We start from the raw sequence: 23,010 nt of genomic DNA on the forward strand, positions 1-23,010 counted from the left end.
GGAGACTCAGTCCCGCAGGTACTCCGCGAACCGGGCGCGCACCTTGTTGACCTTGGGCACCGCCACGGCCAGGCAATACCCCTGGCCCGGGTTCTTCGCGAAGAAGTCCTGGTGATACTCCTCGGCCGGGTAGAACGTGCCGAGCGGCTCGATGGTGGTCACCGGCTGACCGTCCCAGAGGTCGGCGGCGCGATCGCGTGCGGCCTCGAACAGCGCCCGCTGCCGATCGTCCCCGGGGAACATCGCACTGCGGTACTGGGTCCCGATGTCGTTGCCCTGACGATTGAGCTGGCGCGGGTCGTGCATCGTGAAGAAGGCGTCGAGGATAACCTCCGACGGGATGACGTCGGGGTCGAACGTGACCGCCACGGCCTCGGCGTGACCGGTGGTCCCGGTGCAGACGAGCTCGTAACCGGGATCCGCCACGGTCCCCCCGGTGTATCCGGACACCACCGACTCGACGCCCCGGAGCGGACGGTACGCCGCGTCCAGGCACCAGAAGCAGCCGCCGGCGAGCACGAAGGTCTCCATCAGTTCCTCTCCCCGCGACGCCCTCCGGCCCGCGGCGTCCTCCACGCTACGCCCTTCCCCGCCGCCTCCGGGTCGTCCTTCCTGTGAGGAGTCAATGGACCACCAGGAGGAGCGCCGCGACCCCGATGAACAGCGCCCCGAAGACCGTGTTGAGCCGGCGCCGTCCGCGCGCCGTCCGGGTCCAGCGCCGGAACGGACCCGCCGCGGCGGCGAAGAAGAACCACATGACGGCGACGTCCACCACGACGACGGTGCCGATCAGCACGAGATACTGCCCCCAGGGTTCCCGATCGAGCCGGATGAACTGCGGGACGAACGCGAGGAAGAACACGATGGCCTTCGGATTCAGCAGATTCACCCAGAACCCTCGGCGGAGCATCGACCACGCGCTCTCCCGCGGACGGGCGATCTCGGCGGCGTCGTCGACGTCGTCCGACTTCGCGACGATGAGTCGGACGCCCAGGAACACCAAGTAGGCGGCACCGAGGTAGCGGATCGCCTCGAAGACCACGGGCGAGCGGGAGACGAGCAGCCCCACCCCCGCGGCCACGATCGCCACGTGCACGACGAGGGCGAGCTGCTGCCCGGCGATCCCCCATAATGACCGCCGCCACCCCTCGTTCAGGGCGTTGGTCATCGTGTTGATGGCCCCCGCGCCCGGCGTGAAGCTGATCACCACGCACGCGAACAGCAGGGAGAGCCAGATCGTCCACGTCACGACGTCAGTGTAGAGATGCGGCGCGGCGCGCATCCGCGAATGTCGGTGGTCGTCCTTATGTTCGAAGACGAAAGGAGTGATCATGACCCCTCACACCCCGCGTGGCCGCAGCGCGACCGCGACCTCGCCCGCCGTCCCCGCCGTCCGTTGGGCGACACCCGCCCTGTCCCGTGCACGAGAGACCCTCCAGCCCGCCGGCGAACGCCTGTGGCGGGTCCTGGACGAGCGGGGCACGATCCGCGGGCACCTTCGCGTCGCACCGGATCCGCTCGGCGTGCGCTACCGCGCCGAGCGTCTGCACCTCGCGACCGGAGCCTTCCGCCTCGTCGGCGAGTTCTGGTCGGCGGACGACGCCGTCGCCGCCCTCCGGTTCTAGACCGTGCCCAGCCGTGGACAGCGCCTGAGAGAAGCCCAGGCGATCCACCGTCAGCGCAACTTCGAGCGTGTGCTGGCCCATCTCCGGAACCACCCGTGCGTGGACTGTGGAGAGACGGATCCCGTCGTCTTGGACTTCGATCACCTCCCCGGGTTCGAGAAGCGTTTCGAGATCGCACGCGCCGTCGGCGCGTCGACGAGGTCGTGGCGCAGCATCGCGGAAGAGATAGAGAAATGCGACGTCGTCTGCGCGAACTGCCACCGGCGCCGCACGGCACGCCGCGGCGGGCACAGGAAGTTCCAGGCGGGGATCTCCGGGACCGTCGATCGCGTCACGTTCTCGGTGCCGGCACAGGAGCCGGTGCCTCATGGCGGAGGCGCGAAGGGGCGCCGCGGATGCCCCTGCGAACCGTGTCGCCGACGACGACGGGAGTATGCGCGATCCTGGCGCTCCTCTCGTCGCGTCGCCGAGCGCGACGAGGAAACGTGACAGCCGGTAACCTGGGTCTCGACCCCCAGTAGCTCAGCGGAAGAGCATCGACCTTCTAAGTCGCCGGTCGCACGTTCGAATCGTGCCTGGGGGACGACCCGACGGCGTGTCCGACCACGTCATTAGGATGGAGGCATGGTTTCAGCCTCCGAGAACGACCGGCTCGTCTGGATCGACTGCGAGATGACGGGCCTCGATCTCGAGGTGGACGAACTGGTCGAGATCGCCGTGGTCATCACGGACTTCGAGCTTCGTCCCGTGGACCCCGGCTTCCAGGTCGTCATCGCGCCGAGCACCGCCGCCCTCGAGAACATGGGCGAGTTCGTGACGGAGATGCACCGCACCTCGGGCCTGCTGGACGAGATCCCCTCTGGGATCCCGCTCGCACAGGCGCAGGAGCGCACGCTCGAGTACATCCGCCGGTTCGTCCCGCTGGAGCGCAAGGCCCCTCTTGCCGGGAACACGATCGGGACCGACCGGATGTTCCTCGCCAAGTACATGCCCGAGGTCGACCAGTACCTGCACTACCGGAACGTCGATGTCTCCAGCATCAAGGAGCTGGCCCGGCGGTGGTATCCGCGGGTGTTCTTCCAGGCCCCCGCGAAGGACGGCGGACACCGCGCCCTGGCCGACATCCTGGAGTCGATCCGGGAGCTCCAGTACTACCGTCGCGCGGTGTTCGTGACCGAGCCGGGGCCCTCCAGCGACGAGGCCAAGTCGCTCTCCCAGGACGTCGTGTCAGAGTTCGCCCCGAACGTGTAATAGACTTTTCTGGTTGCCTGCTCCGGCAGGCACATGGTGGGTATAGCTCAGTCGGTAGAGCACCTGGTTGTGGTCCAGGGGGTCGCGGGTTCAAGTCCCGTTACTCACCCCAAGTTTTGCCCCGTAATCACGCGGATGTCGGTGGCCTCTGGTAGGCCAGGACTACACGCGGGACTACATCAGGGGGCAGCATGCCTAATCCGAAGGCAAGAAAGAACCGCGACGGCTCGGTGAGCTGGCGCGTGCAGTACAGGCTCAACGGGTCGGTGACCACGGAGACCTTCTCCACGTTCGACGGCGCGCAAGAGTTCTGCGACCACATCAAGGTCGTCGGGAGCGCGCAAGCCAAGGAAGTCCTCCTCGCCCGCCGGCAGGACCGCAAGACTCCCACGCTCAGCGACTGGGTGGCCGAGTACCTTGACCCGGCCAGCGGTCTGCTGACCGGCATCGAGGACGGCACTCGCGAGGGCTACCAGCGCGAGGCCGACCGGACGTACCTGAAGTTCCTCGGGCACTACCCGGTCGATGCGATCACCGAAAAGACCATCGGCCAATGGGTCGCATGGCAGGAGCAGCAGACCGTCTATCGCGACAGGAAGAAGCCCGAGGACGAACGCGCCCTGGTGTCTGCGAAGACCGTCAAGAACGCGCACTCGAACCTCTCGTCCGTTCTCGCCGCAGCCGTGAAGGCAAAGCACCGAACCGACAACCCCGCTCACGGCACGCGGCTCTCGAAGGGCCTGAAGAGGGAGGCGGTCTTCCTGTCGCCGGCCGAGTTCGCGACGCTACTGCACTTCATCCCCGAGAAGCACCGGCCCCTCGTCCTCTTCCTCGCCGGAACGGGATGTCGCTGGGGCGAAGCTACCGCGATGACATGGGGCGATCTCACGCTTGACGCAGAGCTTCAGACCGCACGCGTCACCAAGGCCTGGAAGCGCGGCGTGAGAGGCGGATCGGTGCTGAAGCACCCGAAGTCCTCCAAGGCGCGGAGAACGATCAGCCTATTTCCGGACCTTGTGGCCGCGCTCGGTAAGCCCGGCGATCCCGCGCAACTTCTCTTCTCTGGGCAGACGGGCAAGCGGGTACGCCACGCGAACTTCTCCGAACGAGTGTGGAGTCGGGCGGTGGCGAAGGCGACGGACAAGGCCCAGTGCGCGGAGGCCGGGCTAGTACCGCTGGGAACGGCACCGCACATCCACGACCTCAGACACACACACGCATCCTGGTTGATCAGTCGCGGAGTCCCCCTCCCCTACATTCAGGCTCGCCTCGGACACGAGAAGATCACCACGACAGTCGACACCTACGGTCATCTGGTGCCAGATGCCCACGAACAGATGGCCACCGTTGTCGCGAACACTCTCGCCGGCATCGCCCCCGCGGCCATGGGCGAGCTACCTTCACCAGAGGACGACGAACCGGACCTGGAGTTCGCAGAGGTCATCGACGAGGCCTGAAACACAAAGAGAGCCCCCACCCAATCAGCGGGTGGGGGCTCTTCTTTTACGCGACACGATTCGCGTGGAACCGGGTGTGGCGTCCGGGCGTGAGTACCCGGTGCGCGGTGATCGGGTCCAGTTCCGGGTGTTCTCTCGCGGCCCGGTCGAGGAGTAGGTAGTAGCGGGCGACGTTCCACCCGCGTCGGAGCAGCAGGGTTTCCTTGTGGGCGGTGTGGCCTGGGTGGGCGGCTTCGAATGCGAGGAGGGCTTCCGGGGTCATGGGGTCATGATCCTCCAAGCCACGGACACGCTACGATGAGCGGACCTTCTATCGACCGGTAGCCGCAAACCCCTGACCGTCACACCCACAGTGATCTTGGCAACCGGCCAAGGGATAGGAGGTGGTGGCGTATGGGACGTTCGCAGAAACGAAGAACTCCCACCGGCCGAGATGTCATTGACGTGATGCTCGTCCTGGTAGGAGTTCTTACCCTGATCCAAAACCTCATGAGGTGATGGTGAGTCACCGGGCGGCCAGTAGCAGCTGGTCGCCCTTTTCCTTGTGTGGGTGGATGAGGTATCCATAGTCTACCTCGGGTTCAGCAGGTATCACCAGGTTTCGTGAGGTTTCTCAGCGTCCGCCGTTGGGCGGCCCCTGGTGCCGTGTCCCGACGTCACGGGTGTACGCCTCCCACAACCGTTCCGTGGCCGTGGATAGCTCGGTCGCCCAACCAATGACCTTCCCGTAGAGCTGCACCTTGTACCTGAGCCCACCGTCGACGCGGCGCAGCTCGATCTTCCCGAACGGTGCGTCCTCGGTCGGGTGCTTCATCGTCCACACGCCCGGGGTGGGTTCCTCGGTGAGGAAGATCGGGTGCCACTTCACCCCGGCATCTTCCCTCGCCCCTCGGACATCTGCTATCGTCGGGGGTCCTGGGAACGCTGCCCGTTGACTCGGGACCCAGAACCCACGAAGCCCCCTATGGACGGGGGCCTTCGTGTTTCTACGCAAAGAACGCCCCCTCCCGACGAATCAGGAGGGGGCGTTACTCATACACGCATTATGACTACGGGGTGGGCGTCTCTTCGCCCTTGCCGCGGAACGCGACACTGGTCAGCACGGACACCAGGCCGGCGAGGCCAGCGACGGATGCCATCTGAGTCCAGTCGACGTCCAGCAGCCCGGTGACGTTCGCGGTCAGGACCGCCACGGCGGACTGCGCGACCGTCGACACGGCCCGGTCAAACGTGTCCACCCAGAACGCCTTGTTTGCGTACTTGCTCATCTTCTACTCCTTCACATACCTCTCGTGGAGGTCGTTCAACTTGCCCTCGATGGCGTCCACCCGGCCCTCAAGCCGCTTAGTGGAGTCCTTCAGGGACGACCCGTGGTTCGTGGTCACCTCGTGCTGCACGACCTTCACGGCCGCAGTGAGGTCGTCCTGCTTGTCCTCGACTGCCTGAAGGCGTTCCATCAGCCCGGGGCGTGCATCCACACCAGGCCGTGCGGGTTCGCCGGCTACGTCATCGATGAAGTGGACGAGCTTCAATACGAACGGGGCGACCTTGAACCCGACCCAAACGATCACCCCGATCGCAGCCACCCATGGGGCGACGTTGAACAGGTCCGTCAACCACGCGGGCATCATGCGGCCGAAAGGGCCTTCTCGTAGGCAGCAGTCGCGGCAGACTTCACCACCGTCTGCGGCTTGTTGCGGTTCACGTTCCACGCAGCCCACATATTCCCTGACCGAACGGACCCATCCCGCGGGTCGTAGACCACGAACGCGCCATTGCGGACATCCCAGATGTTCAGGTCGCATCCGTAGGTCTGGAGCAGCTTCGGCAGTTCGTTACCGTCCGTCTCCAGCCACTTGTCGTCCGCGCGGATGATGTTCTTGATGCGCTCGGGGTCGTCGGAGCTGATCAAGTGTCGGAACACGCCGAGGCCCAGCGTGCACAGGTGCCACGTGCCTCCGATGCCGATCTTCAGTGCAAGCATGTCGTCCTCCTCGGGGACAGTCACGGGCGCCGGGCGTGCCGGAACGTCCCACGGGGTGTAGTCGATGATGTGCCAGGGCTCCCAGTCGAAGTAGCCGGGCACGAAGCCGGCGTCACTGGCGAGCTGGTAGAACGCGTCCTGCCCGATGTCGCCCCAGTTGCCGATGTCGAGCGCGCCCGTCTCTGCCCCTTCGAACCATCCGCCGTGCGACGAGTAGCCGGGGGCTGCGGCGTTCCCGCCGTAGATGCGCTTGTACTCGATCTGCACAGACAGGCGCCGGTATGCGTCGTCTGGTCCGGACACGAGCGGAGTCCACCCGTACCGCGCCCGGCCCAACTGCACCAGCCGGTCATACTTCACCGCCGTGCCAGGAAACATCAGACAGAAATCCTTCGACGCGGACGGACGTGACACCAGCACATCCAACGGCGCCTCACCGTTCGGGTATCGGGGCACGAGTCCCCCCTTCTCCACGAGCTGACGAGCCCGGGCAATGATCCAGTCGATGTCCATGGACGGGCCAGGACACAACGTCCCGGTCTCACGTCCCGCGGGAGTCTCGTTGTGCCCGACGATCCCCGGGGTCACGATCCGGTTCCCGTCCGCGACGTGCCCGCGCTGCAAAGGCACGCCGAACGTCTGATGCGTCCAGAGGAACAGGCGAGCGATCGCCTCATGTGATGCGCGGGAGATACCCCAGGACGGTTCCCCGGACGTGTTCTGCGTCTCACAGGTCACCGCGAAGTGGTCAATCCCACCGGTCGTCCACGCCCGGTAGTGCCGCGGCGGGACGACCTCCCACACAGTGCCATCCGCGTTGATCTGGTAGTTCGGAGAAACCGCACGGTCGTTCGCGCGCATGAACCGTTCCCACGCGACTTCCGGGGCTGTTGTCCCGCCGTAGTGGTGCGTGATGAACAGTTGCACGCTGCCGAGTCGTACGTTCCGGTTCGGAGAGAGGCCCGCACGTGAAGCACCTGGATACTCAGCCATCCGGGCCTCCTCTCAAAGACGAAGCCCCGCAGGTCGCGGGGCCAGAGGGACGGGAATCATGAGCCGCAGAGGATCCGCCACAACAACCACGCCTCATACCGATACCCACGCGCGTTCTCATGCAACGTGTCAGCCATGTACCCACGATCAGCCGCGATCGAGTTCCCGATGAGGTCGTTGAAGTCAGCCAACGGCATCGAGAGGTCTGCGGCGATGTCGTACAAGGCGCGCTTCAACGTGATCCGGTCGGCAGTGTTCTGCACCCCTCCAGGGACGACGATCAGCACCTCATACCCGAGGACCCGCAACCGCTCAACGAGCGCCCGATAACCGGCAGGCATATCCGCGGAAACGTTCGTCCCCAACTGGACGATCGCAACGCGGCGTCCCGGAAGCTGAGACACGATCCCAGCAGTCGCGTTCAACACACCCAGACGAGACGTGGACGTCGGATCCCATCCCGAGATGAACGACCCATGCAGGCCCGCGTTCGTGACCGTGACGCCCGTAGAACCGTGCAACGACTCAATCCCGAGGAGCTGGAAACTCCCCGCGGTCATGTTGATGGTCAACTCCAACGAGTGGTTCGCGTCAGCCCCGGTGAAGTCCTTGTAGTAGTAACCGGTCGTTGCGCCAGGCGCCGTCAGCACACCATCCGGGGCCAACGGGACACCCGCTGCCCCGTCAAACGACACCGAATGCGACGCCAACGTTGCCGACTGGGAGTTCCACAGCAACCGCAACCCGGTCGCACGACGGATTCCCTGGAACTTCGCCGTGTTCACTCCAACCGCGGCGTTCAGATGCATCGACGTGCCCGTAGCGGTGAACCCTGTCACACCGGACCAGCGACCATCGGGCGCCGACGACACCGCATGCGCCGCGAACGCGACACCATCCAACGCGCCAGCCATGCGCATGAAGTTCAACGGCACCGAGCCCTCGTACCCGACCGCGGAACCGGCCGTCTTCGAGTCACCGATGAACAGGATGTTCGTGCGGATGTACCCCTGCTTCGACCACGCAATGTTCGTGATCATGTCGACAAGGTCCGCGGCGGACCCGTTGAACAACCGCAACGACGGGTCGTACTCGACCGAGTACTCCGGGATCATTCCCGCCGCAGTCACATACGCGGGTACGGTGCGCCGGTACTCCTCCATCCGGTTCGCGACCGCTGCATACGTCTCCGTGTCCGTCTGGCCCACATACGTTGCCGTTGCAGAGTCCGCGGCGACCGCGTTCACACCAGGGAGCCCCCGAGGGGTCCGGAAGTGGAAGTGACGGTTCTGATCCGGTCCCGACATGACAACGGAAGCCGCCTGATCCGCAGGCACACTCTCCGCAGTAACCGACGTGATCCGTGCAGCCGGCCCACGAATGTTCGTCAGCTCAGGGTAGATATCAGCCACGCTGCGCCCTCCTCAATGACCCGATATCCGGATCGTCCAGCGGCATCACTTCGCCGTTCTGCGTCGACGGGGAATACAGCCAGTAGCCCCGCCACCCATTCGGCGGACGAGTCAGCCCCACCCACACCGACTCCGGCGACATCGGCCCACCAGGCAACTCAGGGAACGACCCACCACCCGAAGGGACGTGAATCCTCGAACCCCACCACCAATGCCGAGAGAAGTTCCCCTCCCGGTCCAGCTCGATCAACTCCAGCTCGTACCAACACGGCGGAATGTTCCCCGTCGTCGCGAAGATGTTGATCTGCCAATCCGTGCCGGTGATCGTCGCGTCCACCGGGTCAGCGGACAGCAACCGGTCTCCCCTGAGCGCCAGGTCCCCCACCTCGGTACGCAGATGGAACCGAAGGATCGGTGCACGATCCGCCAGGGGGAACGACATCACGTCAGACAACGTCCCGGAAACAATGGGCATAGCCGCCCCCTCTATTGATTTGTGACCACAACGGGCCTACGATTCGTGCATGAGCGAGACGCCAGTCCGCAGGATCCGAATCGACAACGAACTATGGACAGCCGCACAACAAACCGCCGCGAACGAACACAGCAACGTGTCCGAAGTCATCCGCCGCGCGCTCATCGCCTACATCAAGGAGCAGCAGTCATGAAGAAGCCGCTCACCGCGGTACTCGCCCTCACCATCGGACTCGCCCTCGCCGGATGTGCTGGGACGCCTGAAGCAGCGGATGCACCTCTCACAGCAACGCCGTCGACTCCCGCGACGCAAAGCGCGAGTCCGACACCTCCGCCGTCAGATGGCCCTGTGGAGGTAACCACGTCTCCGACCGCGACTGACTCTGAAGCACCGCTGGCGGATCAGTGGATCGCTGGCACCACCGAGTGGTTCGCGGGCAAGGGCGTGGTCATCACGGAAGATCAGGTTCGGGCCGCTGCCAACTTCGCCTGCGACCAACTCGACGCAGGCGTGGACATCTCCTCCATACAGCCGCTTACTGGGGACGTGGACCCCGAGGTTGTGTCCACCTTCATGGCCAACATGTCGACCTACTGCCCGATGCGCTAAGGGGCTGGCACGGCGAAAACGTCGCCAGCCGAGTTGATTGCCAGGTAGGACAGCCCCGTCGCATCCGTTGCTTCCGGAACGCCCGCCATGCGGAATCCTCCACCCGATGAGACCCGGAAGAACTTTCCGCCGGACCGGAGTTGCGCTTGCCCGGAACCAGCGACGACACCAGAGGTGCCCTGACGAACCACAAGCGAGTCGGTTTCGGAGACGAGTTCGGCCCCATTCGCGAACGTGACCCGACTATTGGCGATCACCGTGTCCCCGTCAGCACCGGTCACCGTGATCTTCCCGCCCGACTCCACACGCAGATCCGACAACAGCCGCAGGATCCCCGTGATGTCCACTGGCCCCTGGATCTTCCCCGTGCCGTTCAGGTTCCACGGACCGGTCCAAGTGAGAGTCCCGGTTCCGGTGACGTTGCCACTGATCGTCCCATCGCCCGCGAGGTTCCATGGCCCCGTGACGGTGAATGAGCCGGTCACGGTGGTTGTCCCGTCGACTTCGAGGCTTCCGACGATCTCCACGGAACCGCCCGCGTCTACACGCAACGTTCCGCCGATGAATCGCACCCGACCGGACGTGACCGACGCCGCTTCCAACGGGTTCGCCATCATCAACCGGTCGACGTCCTGACGCAACTTCTCGATCGCGGCTTCGAGCTTCCGAGACAGGTCATCAGCCATACGCCTGCACCTCCGGTTTCACCACATGCCCCAACCCGCCAGACAGCGACACCACCCGCTGCGGATGTGACCCGTCCTCAATGAACTCGTCCCCGTACACGTGCAAGTCGTGGATGCTCCCAGGCGCGGCCATCGCTGGCCCCACACCGCCGATGTACAAGCTGTAGTGCCACTGTTCGATCGGCCAGTTCCGCAACCCGAACTCCGTGTTCACCGCCGCCTGAAGCCGCCCCTGATCAATCACGTCGGGGAACGTGACAGTGGAGTCCATCACAGGAAGATCCCGGATCCCGTCGCCGGTCGTCGGAGCAAACGCCCACTTCTTGTCCTGACCGGATCCCTTACCGAACCCGAGCTGCCCGGTCCGCTGAGTCACGTAATCGTCTTCGGTTTCGAGGCCGACGACGATCGACCCGGGCGCACGCGCCGCCAACAAGAACGGACCCCCGGTTGTGATTTTCTGGTTGACTCGCACCGTGTACCGCAGGTAGCCGTTCGCGTCCAGGTAGGGGGCGAAGTCCGTTTCGGGGCCATCCGCTTCGATCTGCGCCAGAAGGTTCTCCGTACGCAGACCCTCCTCGTGACGCCACGTCGCACTGAACCCGCCAGGCCCATCAGCGGGAAGATCCAACGGCAACTCCCACCCCGACACGGCGTTGCTCTTCGTCGCCGCCAACAGCACCGCACGCACAGCCCCAGCCCACGAACGGTTCGCGACCACAAGAGTCCCCGCCGCAGGGTTGTACTCGTTCACCCCGTGAGGGAGACGCACACCCAGCAGCGCTTTCCTCAGCTCGTTCGACTGGATCCGCAACACGGAACCGGAAGCAACATAGCGACGGTTCTGGATCAGCCCCGCGTACGCCACATGGTCACCCCAACGGTGCACGATCGTGTACTTGTTGCCGCGAGCCAGCTCACGGATCAGAGACTTCGGGATACCCGCACCGCGCAGCATCAGCAGGTGCGTCGCGGATCCCTTCGACCCCAACACCCGGTTCCAGTTCGCGCCCTGCAATGGCCCCGTGGTCTTGAAACCCATTTCCGGTGACCCGGACCGGGTGTTGTGAATCCACGCCTCCCAGTCCATACACGCCCCTAACTGAAGGTGTCCGGCACCCGAACCGTCATCTGGCCACTACCCGAAACCGGGGTCAACGACATGGCCACGGGAAGACCCGGAGGGATGACCCACGTCTGCGCACGAGACACAGCCCCCTGCTGGAGCGTCCCGTTCCGGTACAACCAACCCGTACGAAAGTCCAACCGGTGCGTCTGCCCCGACGACAGCGCCTGCGACACGATGAACTGTGCACCACCCGGACCGTTGACCCGATACCCGGAGGGCATCGAACCGGTCACTTCAACGACAGGAACAGCATTCGCATTGCCGTAGTGATAGACGGACGCGGAAGTCCCAGGCCCGAACACGCGGGTCTCCCCAAAGAGGAACGGATCCGGGGCCTCCACACGCACCTCATACGACGCGACCTTCCCAGGAACCAGCACCTCCGGGTTCGCGATCCGAACAGGCTCCACATCTACCCAGACAGTCGTGTCGCCGTCCACGACGAGTCGATCCGCGCCCTCCAAACCAGACGAGCCAGACAGACGACGGATCGCATGCTCCTGCTCAGCCGGCGTGTCCGTGAGAATCAGACCACCCCACGCGATCGGACGAGGGCCAAGGTAGCCGGGAGCAGGGAACCGGCCATGAGCGTTCTCACGACCAACCTGCTCCCGGTCCACCTCACCACCAGAGAACCCTGACACCCACGCCAACGTGTACGGAGTGCCCCCGCCGATACCGCCATCGAACGTTATCCCACGCCAACGCAACCGCTGCATCACGACCCCCTCAGCGTGGAACCCAACCCGTCGTTCGCCTGCTCAATGCGCACATCGACGTACTGCAACAGGTCGATACCGCCCTTCGACGACACCACCACGTTGAAGTTCGGGCTCCCACCAGAAGCCGACACGGCAGCAGGCGCGGCAGCCGCACGGGAACCCGCAGGCTGCCACACACCACCGGACCGCAACGACGCACGCCACTGCTCAACAGCACCATGCCCACCAGCTGCCTGAACCTCCGCCGCCGTGATCACATGCTCACCGTTCGACAGAAGGCTGTACACGGAATCCGAGGTACCCGTACCAGGCCCAACAACGGGACCACCAGTCGCATACCGACCAGCCGGATCCTCAATGTCGAGGCCCGCGTACAGCATCAGCCGTCGACCGTTGTTCAGCTCAACGAACCGGTCAAGGTCCGCCTGCGCCGACGACGTCTCCGCGAGGATCGCGATCTCCTTCTCGGACGGGATCGCGAAGATCTTGTCCGCGAGAGCCTGCGCCTCCTCCTGCGTAGCACCCATCGCAACAGCCGAATCGATGAGAGCCTGACGACCCTCCTGCATCCGGGCGATGTACGCCTCCGTCGACCCATCAAGCGCGTACTGGGCCTCCGCAGCCGACTGCGAATCCGACGCCAACTCGACCAGCATCGCCATGTTGTCCCGACCCGACTCGGTCAACACATCCAACCCAAACGCGCCGTCAGCGATCGCCTGACGCACACCAGCCAACGTCTCCTGATACGCGATGTTCTGCGAGATCGCGTCCTGCCCGACCCCGTTCGCCTCGTTGATCGTCTCGATCAGATCCGACAACTGCGTCTGAAGATCAGAGACCGCATCCGCCTCCGCCAGGTACGACTCAGCCGCAGTCTCAGCCACCGCCGGAGTGTCCCCAAGCGCCAGATTCAACAGCGTCTGATCATCCGCAGCCAGGCCCGCCGCGGTCGCCTGCTCCGTCAACGCCTTCTTGAACGCAGGCATCTTGTCGATGAGAAGAGCAACCTGCTTGTCGGTGAGCCCCGCATCCTCCGTCAGCATCTGGAAGCTCTTCTGAGCGGCCGGGAGATTCGTCGTCGCCAGTTCGCCCAGCTCTGTGCTGAGGTTCTCGACGCCACGAGTCGCGGCCAAGACGCCGTTCACATCCTTCGCCGCTGCCTGAGCGCCCGACGCCGACAAGTCCAGCATCTTCCCCAGGTTCGCGATCGCGTTCTCTGCGATCTCGATGTCCTGGGTAGCGATCGCCCAGTTCCCCTTGCCGAGTGCTGCGTTCAGCACTTCGGCGCCGTTGGCCGCGGTGGCGAGCTTGTTGTCTGTGACTTCTGCGGAGTCTCCGATGTTGGCCATGGCCTGCTGAAGCAGGTTCAAGCCCTCGGATGCCAGGGCGAATCCGACGAGCATCCCACCGGCCACTCGTGCCACCTTGCCGAGCTTGCCGACAAGCGCGTCACCGTCCCGGCCGAGCCCGTTCAGGGCCTCCCGGAAGTCGTTCACCTTCGGGATAGCGAGCAGCAGCCCGCCACCAACCAGACCGATACCAGCCGCGACACCAGCAAGCCCAAGGCCGAGCTGCTTCGCCCAGTCCGGCAGATCGTTGAACCCGTCAACCAGCTCCGTAAGCTGCTGAATCAGGAACCGAAGCGGACCATTCGCGCCCTCACCCATCGAGATGAACGCAGTGTCCAACGCACCAGTGAACGCTTCCCAATCTCCACGCAAGTTGTCGAGACGAGTCGCTGCCGTCTCCGCCGCGTACCCCTGGTCGTCAACAGCCTCGATCCAGTCACGGATACCCTTCTCACCCTCGGAGTAGATGACATTCGCCGCCCGGACCGCATCCGAACCGAACATCACCGAGAGCGCAGCATTCCGCTGCTCAGGAGTCAGATCCTTCAACGCGTTCTGAAGGATCCCGGCGAACTTCGCCATCCCCACGAAGTTCCCGGACGCGTCGTATGCCGACACGCCCAGCTCTTCCATCTTCTCCCGCGCGACCGCAGACTGCGGAGTGAGGCGCTGAAGCATCGTCTTGAACGACGTACCCGCATCCGACCCAAGAAGGCCCTGCGACGCAAACGCCGCCAGCGAAGCCGTTGTCTCCTCGATCGTCAGCCCGGTAGCCGCAGCAACCTGCCCACCCTGAGCGAGTGCCTGCGACAGATCCGTAACGTCGCCCATGGCCTTACCGGCACCAGCCGCGAGCAGATCCGCGACATGGGCCATGTCGGACCCCTGAAGGTTGAAGACCTTCAACGCGGTAGCGGCGATACCCGCGGCCGAGGCAACGTCGAGACCCCCCGCAGCGGCAAGATCGAGCGCGCCCCGGAGCCCTCCGCCCAGGATCTCCCGAGCGTCCAGACCGGCCTTCGCCATCTCCTCGATAGCGTTCGCAGACTCCGTCGCAGAAAACACCGTCGCTGCGCCGGCATCCAACGCCGCCTGCCGCAACGCGTCCAGATTCTCCCTCGCGTCCGCACCCGTCGCGGCCACAAACGACATCGCCTCGTCGAACTCAGCAAACTTGTTGACGGCGACACCGATCCCGGCAGCCAACGCCGCCCCCGTCGCGACCCCAACGGTGCCCAGCATCTGCAACGACTGGCGAGTCTGCGCGATCCGCTGCTCCTGAGACCCAACCGTCCTAACGGCTTCCGCCGCCTCGGCCATGTCCTTCTTGAAGTCAGCAACGACAGCGGACAGACGAACACGCACAACCCGTTCGGCCATGGCACCCCCAGGAATGCGAAAAGCCCCTACAGTGAGGGGCGTGAGGTCGAATCTTGTGCGGGCGCTCGTGTTCGCAGGAGCCGTGTGCGTCGCCTTCGCTGTCGGGATCTGGGTGGTCTACGGGTTCCTGCACACAGCGGTACCAGACGTACCGCAAGCGCTCAGCTTGGTTGCAGGGTTCCTCGGGCTCGCCTTGTTCGCCTTCGCAGTCGTCGCGCAGATGAAACGGGACTAGTCCTTCTTGCGGACACGGAAGTGCAACCCAGTCATATCCACGCCAGGGTTCTGCTTCTCGTACTCACGGATATGCGCCCGACGCGCGATCTCCGCCCAGTCCTTCATCGGCCCCTCAACAACCCACGACCCCGCGAACTGGTTCTTTGGATCCATCGCTTCCGACAGCAACACCCCATGCGAGCCCCGAGGAGCACGCTCCTCCGCAAGATCCGCCAACAACACCGCACGATCCCACTCCGAGAACTCCGGCTCACGAACCGTCACCGCACGCACAAGACGACCAGCATCGTTGTACTCAAACGACGTGACCTCACCCGGCTCCCACCCCAACAGCCGGCGAGGCGAAACCCCTAGTTGGCGGGCGAGGGAGACTTCCGGCCCGCGCGCGCTTTTCCCAGCCCACGCAGCACCTTCAACGACTCGTTCACGTTGACACCCCAGATCGTCACTTCGATCTGATTCCGCCACACCGAATCCAGAACCCCATACAGGTCGCGCCACGTCTCCGCGGACAGCAGATCGTCACCAACCCGAATCCGCGGGTACGCGGCCGTCATCGCTTTCGGGTTGTACCCGACGAGGTTGTCCGCGTCCACACCACGACGAGGCGGATTCTCAGCCACGAGAACATCCCACTCATCGGGATGCAGCTTCTCCACATCCAGAGTGACCTTCTCACCGCCGACCACAACGTCGACGCTCTGAAACACAACCTCGGTCAACTTCTCACGCTGCTTCTCGATCAGCGCCTTCAAATCAGTCATCTCTCACCTCTCACCACTCACCAGAAACGAAGAGAGACCGGGGGCAGGGTTGGTGAGAGAACCCCACCCCCGGAGCATTGAGTCACGCGACGAGAGTCACGTCCCGACGCGTCGGCTTCGTGATCGAGACGCTGTACTGAGCCGTGTCGACACCGTTCTCCACCGGAGCATCCGGCCGACGCACACCCACCACACCCGTGATGATGTCCACCAACTGGCCAACCTCGTGCTCGTCACCGTTGTCCACAGCACGGCGCACCGCGAACTGCGACTCCGCACCCGACACCGACAGCCCCGCGAGAATACGGTCCGCCGAATCCGGATCCGAAGAACCAACCACCGTCACGTTCAACGTCTCCGTGATCTTCCCCGGACGGGACAGATCCTGGATCAGCGTCAGACGCTTGTCCTCCACGGTCGCCTGAGTGATCTGGTGATCCCACCCGCCCTCAGTGATGCCGTACGTGATCGGCTTGCCCGCATCGAGCACAGCCACAGACGACGCATCCACAGCCGCCGCGACATTAGTAATACGCCAACGCCCATCGGACTGGGAGCTGGCAGGAACGGCTTCAAGCGCCATATTTCCTCCAAATGATCAGCCCCGATGGGGGCACCGTCACCGACGCCTGAACACGCCGGAACATGAGAAAAGCCCCGTCACACGACAGGGCTCATGAATGCGAACAGGGCTATGGGCGACGCGACCAGAAACGGAAACTGAAGTCCCGGAAGAACAAGTCGGCGGTCCGGTCGTAACCGTCCCCCTCCTCCACGTCCTCAACAAGCCGGATCGGGAAACAACGACGCCCAGGAACCGTCAGAACATGCCCAACAAGCTGCTCCAACACCGCGTCCCCAAGAACATCCAGACCCGTGTCATCCACCGCGACAACACGCACGTCGTACGTGAACCGGCGATCCGACTCGAACCGTTGAACTGCCGTCCACCGCCCATCCCCCAACCGGTCAGGCTTAGACGACTTCGCCACCACATAGTTCGCACGAACCGGCCCAACGTCGTCCTTACGCACAATCGGGAAGATCTTCCCCGCCAACTTCGGATGCGCGTCCATGCGGGCCTTGAACGCCTGAAACTCGGCACGCATCAGCCGTCCTCCACCTTGTCGATCAGGGCATCGGTGATCGCGATCTCCAGCCCCCGGTAGAAGTCTTCTTCGTTGGCCTCCACCGCGTTCCGCCCGGCATGCGTCGGCGGACCGTCCACCCCACCAGGCGCCTCCTCCAGGAACCCGGCAGACGCACCAGGAGTCTTGTGGAGAACCGGCCCGATCTCCGACTCGATCGCCCCACCTGGGTAGTGCAAGTCGTAGCTGATCGCGGCGGCGTACGACTTCGGGAACCCGTGAGAGATCTCCGCGCCTGCTCGCCAGTCGTCACGCAGGTTGATCGACGTGAACTCAATCGCGCTCTTGACCCGCCTGTTCGCCTCCGCAGGCACCTCGGAAAGATCCCGTGCCAGATTGGCAAGGTCGGAGAAATCATCAGCCATGCCGCCCCCTAGGAAAGTTCCTGCAACGGGTATCGGTGCGACGTGGTCTGCCCCGCCTGCGGAGCCCCCTGCACCCGATAGAAGCGCCCCACAAGCCCCGGATCGGACGATGACGACTCCACGTGAACCTCCAGGCCCTCCGGGATCGCAGGGGCCGTCGTCGGAACGCTCATGAGCGGCTGTTGCGCAGCCAACACCTGAGACGGCTCTTCCCGTTCGGTCACCGCCAGAGACACGTACTTGACTCGCGCCGGCCCCGAGTAGAACGCCTCGACCAGTACCCGCGTCGGGTTCCCCGTCTCCTCGTCCGTCCCGTCCTTGTACCTGCCAGCCGTGACCGTCTCCGTCATTCGCGCGTTGGCGAGCTGACGGCCCATCCCCAACGCACGAGTCAACAGGCTCACGTGTACGCCTCCACCACAGTCACATCACCGCGGCCAAACGCACGCCGAATCGACTTCTCCGCATGAGGCGACAGCGAGATGCCCGTCTCTGACCCGCCGTCCGCAAACGCAGCCCGGAAGTCATCGATCGACAGCGACGACAACCCGCCAGCCGACAACGCGCCCGTCGTCTCGAACATCTGCAACGCCTGAGCAGCCAGCACAAGAGTCAGACGCTTCAACTCCTCCGGCGGCGACGCGACCCCCCACGTGAAGGTCACGTCAACCGGCTCGTCCGAGCCCACCATGATGAACCCCGGCCGGTACGTGAACGGCACGTCCATCCCGTCGCGTTTCACCGACGACACCGCGACCACCGGCCACTGAGGCAGATCTTCGCGCCCGAACGTCGGGTACGCCGTGTACGTGCTTGTCGTCACCGGGTACACGTCCTGCCCGATAACGAACCGAAGGTGACCGGACGCCGCTTCCAACAACGCCTTCACCTGAACCCTGTCCGCACCCTCATAGGTGGTCTTCAACAGTGCTTCCAGATCCTCAACCGTCGCGAAAGCGGTCATCCCGGCCACCCCCGTTCTCAGGCCTTCAAAGCGGCGATGATCGCGTTCACCGTCGCCTTGGTGGCGTTAGCAAGCGCAATCGCAGTCGCCTCATCCGTCGCGTCAGCAACCGTGATAGCCGCAAGCGCAGCAACCTGCGCCTTCGCTTTCAACGCGTTCCCAACCTCAGTTGAGGTCGGAACGTAGTTGCCCGCCTTCGCCGTGGTCGCAGTCGTACCAACAGTCGGCGGGAACGTCGCAGGCTTACCCGTCAGAGTCGCCCACGTCACAGCTTCACCACCTGCACCCGGAACATCGCCAACAACAGCGAACTCCTTCGGCGGAAGACCCTTGTACCCCTCCGCCGCCGCAACCAACTTGATCGCTTCAGGAACACTCATCACAAACCCCCAAATCAGCACCACAACCGGGAAAGGGGGCAGGCAGAACGCCCACCCCCAATCACCGGTTACGGGGCGACCGTGACCTCAGCCGAAACGAGGTTGGTCGGGCGGATGACCTTCGCACCGTACAGGTGGAGGCCCTTCACGCCATCACCAAACGTGTCCTGAAGGCGGACACCCTCAACAGACGCGATCTGCTCCGCGTACGTAGTTGCGATGCTGTGACCACCGAGGACGGTGAACACTCCAGCAGCCTCCGGGACAGTGTTGCCCTCGAAGATGTCGAACCCGGCCGCACGCCCAACGAAACCGTTACGCAGACCCTCGGTCGTTCCCGACGCGTCCGCGCGGATGAACCGGTCATCCTTCAGCAGCACCGCATAAGCCTCGGGCGGAACAACCACCCAACGCCCACCAGCCGGAGTGTTCGACCGGTTCAGCTTCGTCCGGAAGTCGACCAGGAGGTCGTATGCGTCGCCCGCAGCAGCACCCACGGTGACTGCACCCATCTGGTTGCCGGCGTCAACGCCCGCCGCGATCAGACCAGACAGGTAAGTGTCAGTCTCGATCGCGAGGTTGTGCGCAGCGCCCTGCGAAGTCTCCTCAATGAACCCAGGGAGAGCCTGCCGCTTGTCGATGTCATCCACCTTGAAGGCGAAGTAGTCCGACTGGTCAACGATGAGCGCCTGAGACGAGTCGGTCAACAAGTCCCACGTGATCGTGCCGTTCTTCGTGTACTGACGCACCGCAGGGTCAGCAAACGAAGTGATGTGCACCGTGTCACCGGCACGAGCAATGTCGCCCTCGTAGTTGCGGTTGATGATCGGCGCCTGCCCGTACACGAGCTGATCACGCAGAGCCGACAGGATCGCCGGAGACCAGATCTCCGGAATGAAGTTCGTGATAGCCATCAGCTATCTCCTTTCAGGTTGTTGCGCCGAGCAACTTGTTCAGGCGTCCGCTCCTGCGGGCCTCGTTGATCTGCTCGGGCGTCATGTTCTTGAGATCGGCCTGGGTGAGTTGAGTGGGCTTCGCGCCCTTCCCCTTCGTCCCCTGATCAGCGCCGCCCTGGAATCGTGCTGTGCGCAGTTCCGGAGCCTCATCGAGCAGTGCCGTGATGGCCGCGTCGATCGACTCAGGGTCTACGTCCCCATCAGCGCTCACCTCAATGTCAGTGGTGTCGATGAGACGCAAAGCAAGAGCTGGGTTGGTGACCTTCCCGGCCATCGCGGCCTTCAGCTCCGCACGCACAAGTCGTACGTTCGCTGCGCTCATGGCTTCTTCGCGAGCTTCCCGGCGAGCGGCATCGAGCGCCGCTTCTTCAGCAGGCCTGTCCTTGTCTGCCAGTGCCTGCTCCGCAGCCTTCGCCCGGCGCTCCGCATCGCGGTGAGCCTTGCGCTCAGCCTGAAGAGCTTTACGAAGACCCGCAGTCGGATCTTCCTCTTCAATCGCGTCGGCGTCTACGTTCTCCTGCTCATCCGACTCGAACTCATCAGCTTCAACTTCTTCCGTCGTCTCAACGGCATCAGTCATGTGGAATCACTCCTTGATTGGGATACAGAAAAGCCACCCGTCACAGGTGGCTTGATTGGCACCCCAAACGGGGTGATTCACCGCTTCACGCGGGAAAACTAGGGGACATACCCGAACTGGCGCAGCAACTCCACGGCACGCACAGGATCACCCTCCGACATGCTGATGATGGTCTCTGGCATCAAACGCACTGAGGATGATCGCCGCGAACCATCCACCCGGTATTGGGAACCGAAGCGCATGCGGTTCTCCGTCGTGACGTACGCCTGGAACGTGCGCCCGTCCGGAGCAACAAGGGTCCGTGGCGTCGCACGGGCCACGAGACGCCCCGGTTGCTGCACCCGGAACATGCCACGTCGCGCGTTCACAACCGACACCGGGTCAGCGCCCATCCGGATCGCCTCAGCGCCCGCCTTCGTATAGATGCGGTCCTGCTCGGCCTTCGACAACGATTCGAAGTAGTCAGCCGGGGAGCCATACAAACCCTCCGGGAGAGGCGCATTCGGGTTGTCCGAGTAGATCGGGACTGTCGTACATCGGCACTCCGGATGCCGCTCAAAGTGCTTCGTGAAGTGCCCTACTCCGGCCAGGATTGCGCACCGAGAGCAAGCGCCCGGCGACACCATCCGCGCGTACTGGACCGTCCGTCCTCGCCGCAGGCCCGAGACCTTGTCGGCCATGTTCCCGGAGTCGCGAACCGTCGTCGCGGCGAGAATCGACATGAGCGCCGTACCCGCCTGAAACGCCGACCCAACACCCACACCACGCCCGATCAGACGCTTCGTCGTTGTCGCCGCTGCGAACAGCTCGGGGACGATTTCCCGTCCCTCCAGGGTCGCGCCCGTGAACGCCTCAGGGATGATCTGACCGGGCCCAGCAACGCCTTGTGCTCGCGCCGCCGCTGACGTGTAGCCGGCAGCCATGCGTGCCGCCTGCAACTGCCCGGCCGACACGACCTGCCCGAGCGCCGGCGCGATCCGATCCCAACTCGCGTCGATGTCAGACGCCTGTACGGACCGCCAGAGACGGGCCGCACGACGCGCGACCCGCTCCGACAGCTCAGTCCTCTTCCGCTGATGCTCCAACGCCAACCGGCTCAGGTCCGACATTCATCGCCCCCTGCACCGCTGCCTGGACACCAGCGCCCAACGCCTCATCCATCTCTCTCTTCCGGATCTCCATGATGTGCCGGATCTCATCCGGCGACTTACCCGCCTCTTCAAGCAGATACTCGAACGGATACCCCATCTGAGATTTCTTCAAAAGAGCGTCCGAGAGCTGCGACTCAGAACGCTTCTCCCGGTCCTTCCACGAGATGCCGGCGAGGCGTGCAGCGCTCACCAACGACGTGTCGTCCTTCACTAGGGCGACCAGTCTCACGATCTCTCGCAGGTTCGGGTCGGTGAAAGTGATGAACTCGTTCGCCTTCTGAACCAGCCCGATCTCGGCAGCCACCAGCGCATCACCCGATAGGTTCGACAGGCCCTTGTTCGACACGAGATAGTGCGGGGGCGTGCGAGTCTGTGCCGCTATATGGCCGACTGCGACCTCGATCGTGTCAGTGAAGATGTCGAGCGCCGCAGCCTTCCACGAATCGATCTTCGCGTTGTCCCCCGTGAGCGTGATCAGGCGCTTCTCTCGCAGATCCTTCATCTCAACGGGACGCTCGCCAATCACCTTCCCGTCCTTGTCCAGAACCGGGATCATCGGCGGACTTGTCGACAACATCACACGCGCATCCATCGACGCGTAATCAGCAGCGAGGAACAGATACGCCCACAGCAGGTTGATCGCATCCTGCATAGGCACGACGCCGCGAATCTCCGAGATCGGGTCGCCCTTCAAAGTGGGACGGTTCGAGATCTCCACCACCGGGACAACCTTCAGCGGGTTGTCGATGATCCACTCAGAATCATCCTCAAACCGAGGAATCCACCCACCATCCGACGCGGCACCCGTGCGGGCCTGCTTCGCCTGCGAATCCCGCTCGTTCGCGGTCGACATCCTCTCACGCTTCCACTTGAACAGAAGCTCCGGCGTGTACAGGGTTGCGTACTCGGTGCGCTCATCCACCCACGTCTTCAACGCGGCCTTACGGATGCGCGGGTTCTCCCAGTCGTACTCGATCTCCACGTTCGCCGGATGCTCGAACGTCACCAACGCGTCACCATCACCGTCATCCCAGACGATTACGTAGGCGCGGCCAGTCGTCAGCGCAGTCACGATTCCCTGCGAGAACTGAGCATCAAACTCGTTGATCTGCAACTGGTCCCACAGCTCACGCGCGAACCTCGGTTCGATGTTCTTCAGCCCGATCGGCTTCAGACGCTCCGCCTCAGCATTGACCACCGTCCCGCACCAGTTGTCGGAGAAGTCCCGATACCGCGCCGCGTTTGCTTCCTTCCACGCCTCAGTGGCGAAGTTCAACGGCTGCGCACCCGAGTAATACGACTCCATCGTGTCCACGTCGGAACGCCGCGCGTTCAACCGTGTGTAGATCCTCTGAGTGAGAGCCCTAGCCGCAGCGACATCCATAGGGAC

At 63.9% G+C, this 23,010-nt stretch carries 30 protein-coding genes and 2 tRNA genes; 7 read left to right on the forward strand and 25 right to left on the reverse strand.

All coding sequences use genetic code 11. From position 1 onward, the window contains the following. Positions 1–6 precede the first annotated feature (6 nt). On the reverse strand, positions 7–531 hold the full coding sequence (msrA, locus tag V6R91_RS22965; RefSeq protein WP_336397222.1) for a peptide-methionine (S)-S-oxide reductase MsrA: 525 nt from the start codon (positions 529–531) through the stop codon (positions 7–9). Positions 532–622: 91 nt separating this feature from the next. After that, positions 623–1,249 carry a LysE family translocator gene (locus V6R91_RS22970; protein ID WP_231820982.1) on the reverse strand — a complete coding sequence of 209 codons (627 nt, stop codon included), beginning with the start codon at positions 1,247–1,249 and terminating at the stop codon, positions 623–625. An 82-nt stretch (positions 1,250–1,331) separates the two neighbouring features. On the opposite strand from V6R91_RS22970, the gene V6R91_RS22975 reads away from it, so the two are divergent. The 5 genes from V6R91_RS22975 (at position 1,332) to V6R91_RS22995 (ending at position 4,333) form a co-directional block, all read left to right on the forward strand. Further along, positions 1,332–1,625, forward strand: coding sequence for a hypothetical protein (locus tag V6R91_RS22975; protein WP_271061831.1), 294 nt, complete (start codon positions 1,332–1,334; stop codon positions 1,623–1,625). A gap of 511 nt (positions 1,626–2,136) precedes the next feature. After that, positions 2,137–2,208 (forward strand) — tRNA-Arg (locus V6R91_RS22980). A 41-nt stretch (positions 2,209–2,249) separates the two neighbouring features. Continuing rightward, complete coding sequence (gene orn, locus V6R91_RS22985) at positions 2,250–2,876, forward strand: oligoribonuclease (RefSeq protein WP_231820984.1); 627 nt, start codon at positions 2,250–2,252, stop codon at positions 2,874–2,876. Positions 2,877–2,912: 36 nt separating this feature from the next. Then, positions 2,913–2,988: transfer RNA gene (locus tag V6R91_RS22990), tRNA-His, on the forward strand. 79 nt (positions 2,989–3,067) lie between these two features. Further along, positions 3,068–4,333, forward strand: a complete 1,266-nt coding sequence (locus tag V6R91_RS22995; RefSeq protein WP_336397223.1) for a tyrosine-type recombinase/integrase — start codon at positions 3,068–3,070, stop codon at positions 4,331–4,333. A gap of 46 nt (positions 4,334–4,379) precedes the next feature. On the opposite strand, the gene V6R91_RS23000 is transcribed toward V6R91_RS22995, so the two are convergent. From V6R91_RS23000 to V6R91_RS23030, 7 genes are all read right to left on the reverse strand, one after another. Next, complete coding sequence (locus tag V6R91_RS23000; RefSeq protein ID WP_336397224.1) at positions 4,380–4,595, reverse strand: hypothetical protein; 216 nt, start codon at positions 4,593–4,595, stop codon at positions 4,380–4,382. 351 nt (positions 4,596–4,946) lie between these two features. Beyond that, positions 4,947–5,201 (reverse strand): hypothetical protein, encoded by a 255-nt coding sequence (locus V6R91_RS23005; protein ID WP_336397225.1) that lies wholly within the window; start codon positions 5,199–5,201, stop codon positions 4,947–4,949. 181 nt (positions 5,202–5,382) lie between these two features. Further along, positions 5,383–5,601: a holin gene (locus V6R91_RS23010; protein WP_336397226.1), complete on the reverse strand. Its 219-nt coding sequence runs from the start codon at positions 5,599–5,601 to the stop codon at positions 5,383–5,385. Positions 5,602–5,604: 3 nt separating this feature from the next. Next, complete coding sequence (locus V6R91_RS23015; RefSeq protein WP_336397227.1) at positions 5,605–5,949, reverse strand: hypothetical protein; 345 nt, start codon at positions 5,947–5,949, stop codon at positions 5,605–5,607. An 11-nt stretch (positions 5,950–5,960) separates the two neighbouring features. Beyond that, positions 5,961–7,244 (reverse strand): N-acetylmuramoyl-L-alanine amidase, encoded by a 1,284-nt coding sequence (locus tag V6R91_RS23020; RefSeq protein ID WP_336397228.1) that lies wholly within the window; start codon positions 7,242–7,244, stop codon positions 5,961–5,963. Between the two features lie 122 nt (positions 7,245–7,366). Then, on the reverse strand, positions 7,367–8,722 hold the full coding sequence (locus V6R91_RS23025; RefSeq protein WP_336397229.1) for an SGNH/GDSL hydrolase family protein: 1,356 nt from the start codon (positions 8,720–8,722) through the stop codon (positions 7,367–7,369). After that, positions 8,715–9,197, reverse strand: coding sequence for a hypothetical protein (locus V6R91_RS23030; protein WP_336397230.1), 483 nt, complete (start codon positions 9,195–9,197; stop codon positions 8,715–8,717). Before V6R91_RS23030 ends, V6R91_RS23025 begins: the two co-directional genes overlap by 8 nt. A gap of 49 nt (positions 9,198–9,246) precedes the next feature. Between V6R91_RS23030 and V6R91_RS23035 the strand changes: the two genes are divergently transcribed. Continuing rightward, complete coding sequence (locus tag V6R91_RS23035; RefSeq protein WP_336397231.1) at positions 9,247–9,390, forward strand: hypothetical protein; 144 nt, start codon at positions 9,247–9,249, stop codon at positions 9,388–9,390. Beyond that, positions 9,387–9,806: a hypothetical protein gene (locus V6R91_RS23040; RefSeq protein WP_336397232.1), complete on the forward strand. Its 420-nt coding sequence runs from the start codon at positions 9,387–9,389 to the stop codon at positions 9,804–9,806. Before V6R91_RS23035 ends, V6R91_RS23040 begins: the two co-directional genes overlap by 4 nt. On the opposite strand, the gene V6R91_RS23045 is transcribed toward V6R91_RS23040, so the two are convergent. The 16 genes from V6R91_RS23045 to V6R91_RS23120 form a co-directional block, all read right to left on the reverse strand. Next, positions 9,803–10,492, reverse strand: a complete 690-nt coding sequence (locus tag V6R91_RS23045) for a hypothetical protein (protein WP_336397233.1) — start codon at positions 10,490–10,492, stop codon at positions 9,803–9,805. The two genes, V6R91_RS23040 and V6R91_RS23045, sit on opposite strands and share 4 nt — an antisense overlap. Next, positions 10,485–11,582 carry a hypothetical protein gene (locus tag V6R91_RS23050; protein WP_336397234.1) on the reverse strand — a complete coding sequence of 366 codons (1,098 nt, stop codon included), beginning with the start codon at positions 11,580–11,582 and terminating at the stop codon, positions 10,485–10,487. Before V6R91_RS23050 ends, V6R91_RS23045 begins: the two co-directional genes overlap by 8 nt. Positions 11,583–11,590: 8 nt before the next feature. Further along, positions 11,591–12,241: a hypothetical protein gene (locus V6R91_RS23055; protein ID WP_336397235.1), complete on the reverse strand. Its 651-nt coding sequence runs from the start codon at positions 12,239–12,241 to the stop codon at positions 11,591–11,593. A gap of 98 nt (positions 12,242–12,339) precedes the next feature. Then, the gene (locus V6R91_RS23060) at positions 12,340–15,075 is read right to left on the reverse strand and encodes a phage tail tape measure protein (RefSeq protein ID WP_336397236.1); all 2,736 of its coding nucleotides are present in this window, start codon (positions 15,073–15,075) and stop codon (positions 12,340–12,342) included. Positions 15,076–15,306: 231 nt separating this feature from the next. Beyond that, a complete protein-coding gene (locus V6R91_RS23065) occupies positions 15,307–15,576 on the reverse strand; it encodes a hypothetical protein (protein ID WP_336397237.1) in 270 nt (89 codons plus the stop codon). Between the two features lie 86 nt (positions 15,577–15,662). Continuing rightward, a complete protein-coding gene (locus tag V6R91_RS23070; protein WP_336397238.1) occupies positions 15,663–16,076 on the reverse strand; it encodes a hypothetical protein in 414 nt (137 codons plus the stop codon). A gap of 82 nt (positions 16,077–16,158) precedes the next feature. Further along, entirely contained in the window at positions 16,159–16,659 is a 501-nt protein-coding gene (locus tag V6R91_RS23075; protein ID WP_336397239.1) for a phage tail tube protein, read from the reverse strand. A 109-nt stretch (positions 16,660–16,768) separates the two neighbouring features. Then, the gene (locus V6R91_RS23080) at positions 16,769–17,185 is read right to left on the reverse strand and encodes a hypothetical protein (RefSeq protein ID WP_336397240.1); all 417 of its coding nucleotides are present in this window, start codon (positions 17,183–17,185) and stop codon (positions 16,769–16,771) included. Continuing rightward, on the reverse strand, positions 17,185–17,589 hold the full coding sequence (locus V6R91_RS23085; protein WP_336397241.1) for a hypothetical protein: 405 nt from the start codon (positions 17,587–17,589) through the stop codon (positions 17,185–17,187). The genes V6R91_RS23080 and V6R91_RS23085 overlap by 1 nt, the downstream gene beginning before the upstream one ends. An 8-nt stretch (positions 17,590–17,597) precedes the next feature. Beyond that, a complete protein-coding gene (locus V6R91_RS23090; RefSeq protein ID WP_336397242.1) occupies positions 17,598–17,993 on the reverse strand; it encodes a DUF6093 family protein in 396 nt (131 codons plus the stop codon). Beyond that, on the reverse strand, positions 17,990–18,553 hold the full coding sequence (locus V6R91_RS23095) for a hypothetical protein (RefSeq protein WP_336397243.1): 564 nt from the start codon (positions 18,551–18,553) through the stop codon (positions 17,990–17,992). Before V6R91_RS23095 ends, V6R91_RS23090 begins: the two co-directional genes overlap by 4 nt. Positions 18,554–18,570: 17 nt before the next feature. Then, positions 18,571–18,933 carry a hypothetical protein gene (locus V6R91_RS23100; protein WP_336397244.1) on the reverse strand — a complete coding sequence of 121 codons (363 nt, stop codon included), beginning with the start codon at positions 18,931–18,933 and terminating at the stop codon, positions 18,571–18,573. 68 nt (positions 18,934–19,001) lie between these two features. Then, the gene (locus tag V6R91_RS23105) at positions 19,002–19,847 is read right to left on the reverse strand and encodes a P22 phage major capsid protein family protein (protein WP_336397245.1); all 846 of its coding nucleotides are present in this window, start codon (positions 19,845–19,847) and stop codon (positions 19,002–19,004) included. Positions 19,848–19,860: 13 nt separating this feature from the next. Next, positions 19,861–20,469, reverse strand: coding sequence for a hypothetical protein (locus V6R91_RS23110; RefSeq protein WP_336397246.1), 609 nt, complete (start codon positions 20,467–20,469; stop codon positions 19,861–19,863). A gap of 98 nt (positions 20,470–20,567) precedes the next feature. Continuing rightward, entirely contained in the window at positions 20,568–21,578 is a 1,011-nt protein-coding gene (locus tag V6R91_RS23115; protein WP_336397247.1) for a VG15 protein, read from the reverse strand. Beyond that, positions 21,529–23,004, reverse strand: coding sequence for a phage portal protein (locus V6R91_RS23120; protein ID WP_336397248.1), 1,476 nt, complete (start codon positions 23,002–23,004; stop codon positions 21,529–21,531). The genes V6R91_RS23115 and V6R91_RS23120 overlap by 50 nt, the downstream gene beginning before the upstream one ends. Between the last annotated feature and the right edge of the window lie 6 nt (positions 23,005–23,010).

The organism is Microbacterium sp. CCNWLW41 (assembly GCF_037083505.1).

What these genes read in the sequence shown, in the direction of transcription:
- msrA (WP_336397222.1), bottom strand. Translation starts at nt 531, where the DNA reads ATGGAGACCTTCGTGCTCGCCGGCGGCTGCTTCTGGTGCCTGGACGCG.
- V6R91_RS22975 (WP_271061831.1), top strand. Translation starts at nt 1,332, where the DNA reads ATGACCCCTCACACCCCGCGTGGCCGCAGCGCGACCGCGACCTCGCCC.
- orn (WP_231820984.1), top strand. Translation starts at nt 2,250, where the DNA reads ATGGTTTCAGCCTCCGAGAACGACCGGCTCGTCTGGATCGACTGCGAG.
- V6R91_RS22995 (WP_336397223.1), top strand. Translation starts at nt 3,068, where the DNA reads ATGCCTAATCCGAAGGCAAGAAAGAACCGCGACGGCTCGGTGAGCTGG.
- V6R91_RS23000 (WP_336397224.1), bottom strand. Translation starts at nt 4,595, where the DNA reads ATGACCCCGGAAGCCCTCCTCGCATTCGAAGCCGCCCACCCAGGCCAC.
- V6R91_RS23010 (WP_336397226.1), bottom strand. Translation starts at nt 5,601, where the DNA reads ATGAGCAAGTACGCAAACAAGGCGTTCTGGGTGGACACGTTTGACCGG.
- V6R91_RS23030 (WP_336397230.1), bottom strand. Translation starts at nt 9,197, where the DNA reads ATGCCCATTGTTTCCGGGACGTTGTCTGACGTGATGTCGTTCCCCCTG.
- V6R91_RS23035 (WP_336397231.1), top strand. Translation starts at nt 9,247, where the DNA reads ATGAGCGAGACGCCAGTCCGCAGGATCCGAATCGACAACGAACTATGG.
- V6R91_RS23040 (WP_336397232.1), top strand. Translation starts at nt 9,387, where the DNA reads ATGAAGAAGCCGCTCACCGCGGTACTCGCCCTCACCATCGGACTCGCC.
- V6R91_RS23045 (WP_336397233.1), bottom strand. Translation starts at nt 10,492, where the DNA reads ATGGCTGATGACCTGTCTCGGAAGCTCGAAGCCGCGATCGAGAAGTTG.
- V6R91_RS23050 (WP_336397234.1), bottom strand. Translation starts at nt 11,582, where the DNA reads ATGGACTGGGAGGCGTGGATTCACAACACCCGGTCCGGGTCACCGGAA.
- V6R91_RS23060 (WP_336397236.1), bottom strand. Translation starts at nt 15,075, where the DNA reads ATGGCCGAACGGGTTGTGCGTGTTCGTCTGTCCGCTGTCGTTGCTGAC.
- V6R91_RS23070 (WP_336397238.1), bottom strand. Translation starts at nt 16,076, where the DNA reads ATGACTGATTTGAAGGCGCTGATCGAGAAGCAGCGTGAGAAGTTGACC.
- V6R91_RS23075 (WP_336397239.1), bottom strand. Translation starts at nt 16,659, where the DNA reads ATGGCGCTTGAAGCCGTTCCTGCCAGCTCCCAGTCCGATGGGCGTTGG.
- V6R91_RS23080 (WP_336397240.1), bottom strand. Translation starts at nt 17,185, where the DNA reads ATGCGTGCCGAGTTTCAGGCGTTCAAGGCCCGCATGGACGCGCATCCG.
- V6R91_RS23085 (WP_336397241.1), bottom strand. Translation starts at nt 17,589, where the DNA reads ATGGCTGATGATTTCTCCGACCTTGCCAATCTGGCACGGGATCTTTCC.
- V6R91_RS23095 (WP_336397243.1), bottom strand. Translation starts at nt 18,553, where the DNA reads ATGACCGCTTTCGCGACGGTTGAGGATCTGGAAGCACTGTTGAAGACC.
- V6R91_RS23100 (WP_336397244.1), bottom strand. Translation starts at nt 18,933, where the DNA reads ATGAGTGTTCCTGAAGCGATCAAGTTGGTTGCGGCGGCGGAGGGGTAC.
- V6R91_RS23105 (WP_336397245.1), bottom strand. Translation starts at nt 19,847, where the DNA reads ATGGCTATCACGAACTTCATTCCGGAGATCTGGTCTCCGGCGATCCTG.
- V6R91_RS23110 (WP_336397246.1), bottom strand. Translation starts at nt 20,469, where the DNA reads ATGACTGATGCCGTTGAGACGACGGAAGAAGTTGAAGCTGATGAGTTC.
- V6R91_RS23115 (WP_336397247.1), bottom strand. Translation starts at nt 21,578, where the DNA reads ATGTCGGACCTGAGCCGGTTGGCGTTGGAGCATCAGCGGAAGAGGACT.
- V6R91_RS23120 (WP_336397248.1), bottom strand. Translation starts at nt 23,004, where the DNA reads ATGGATGTCGCTGCGGCTAGGGCTCTCACTCAGAGGATCTACACACGG.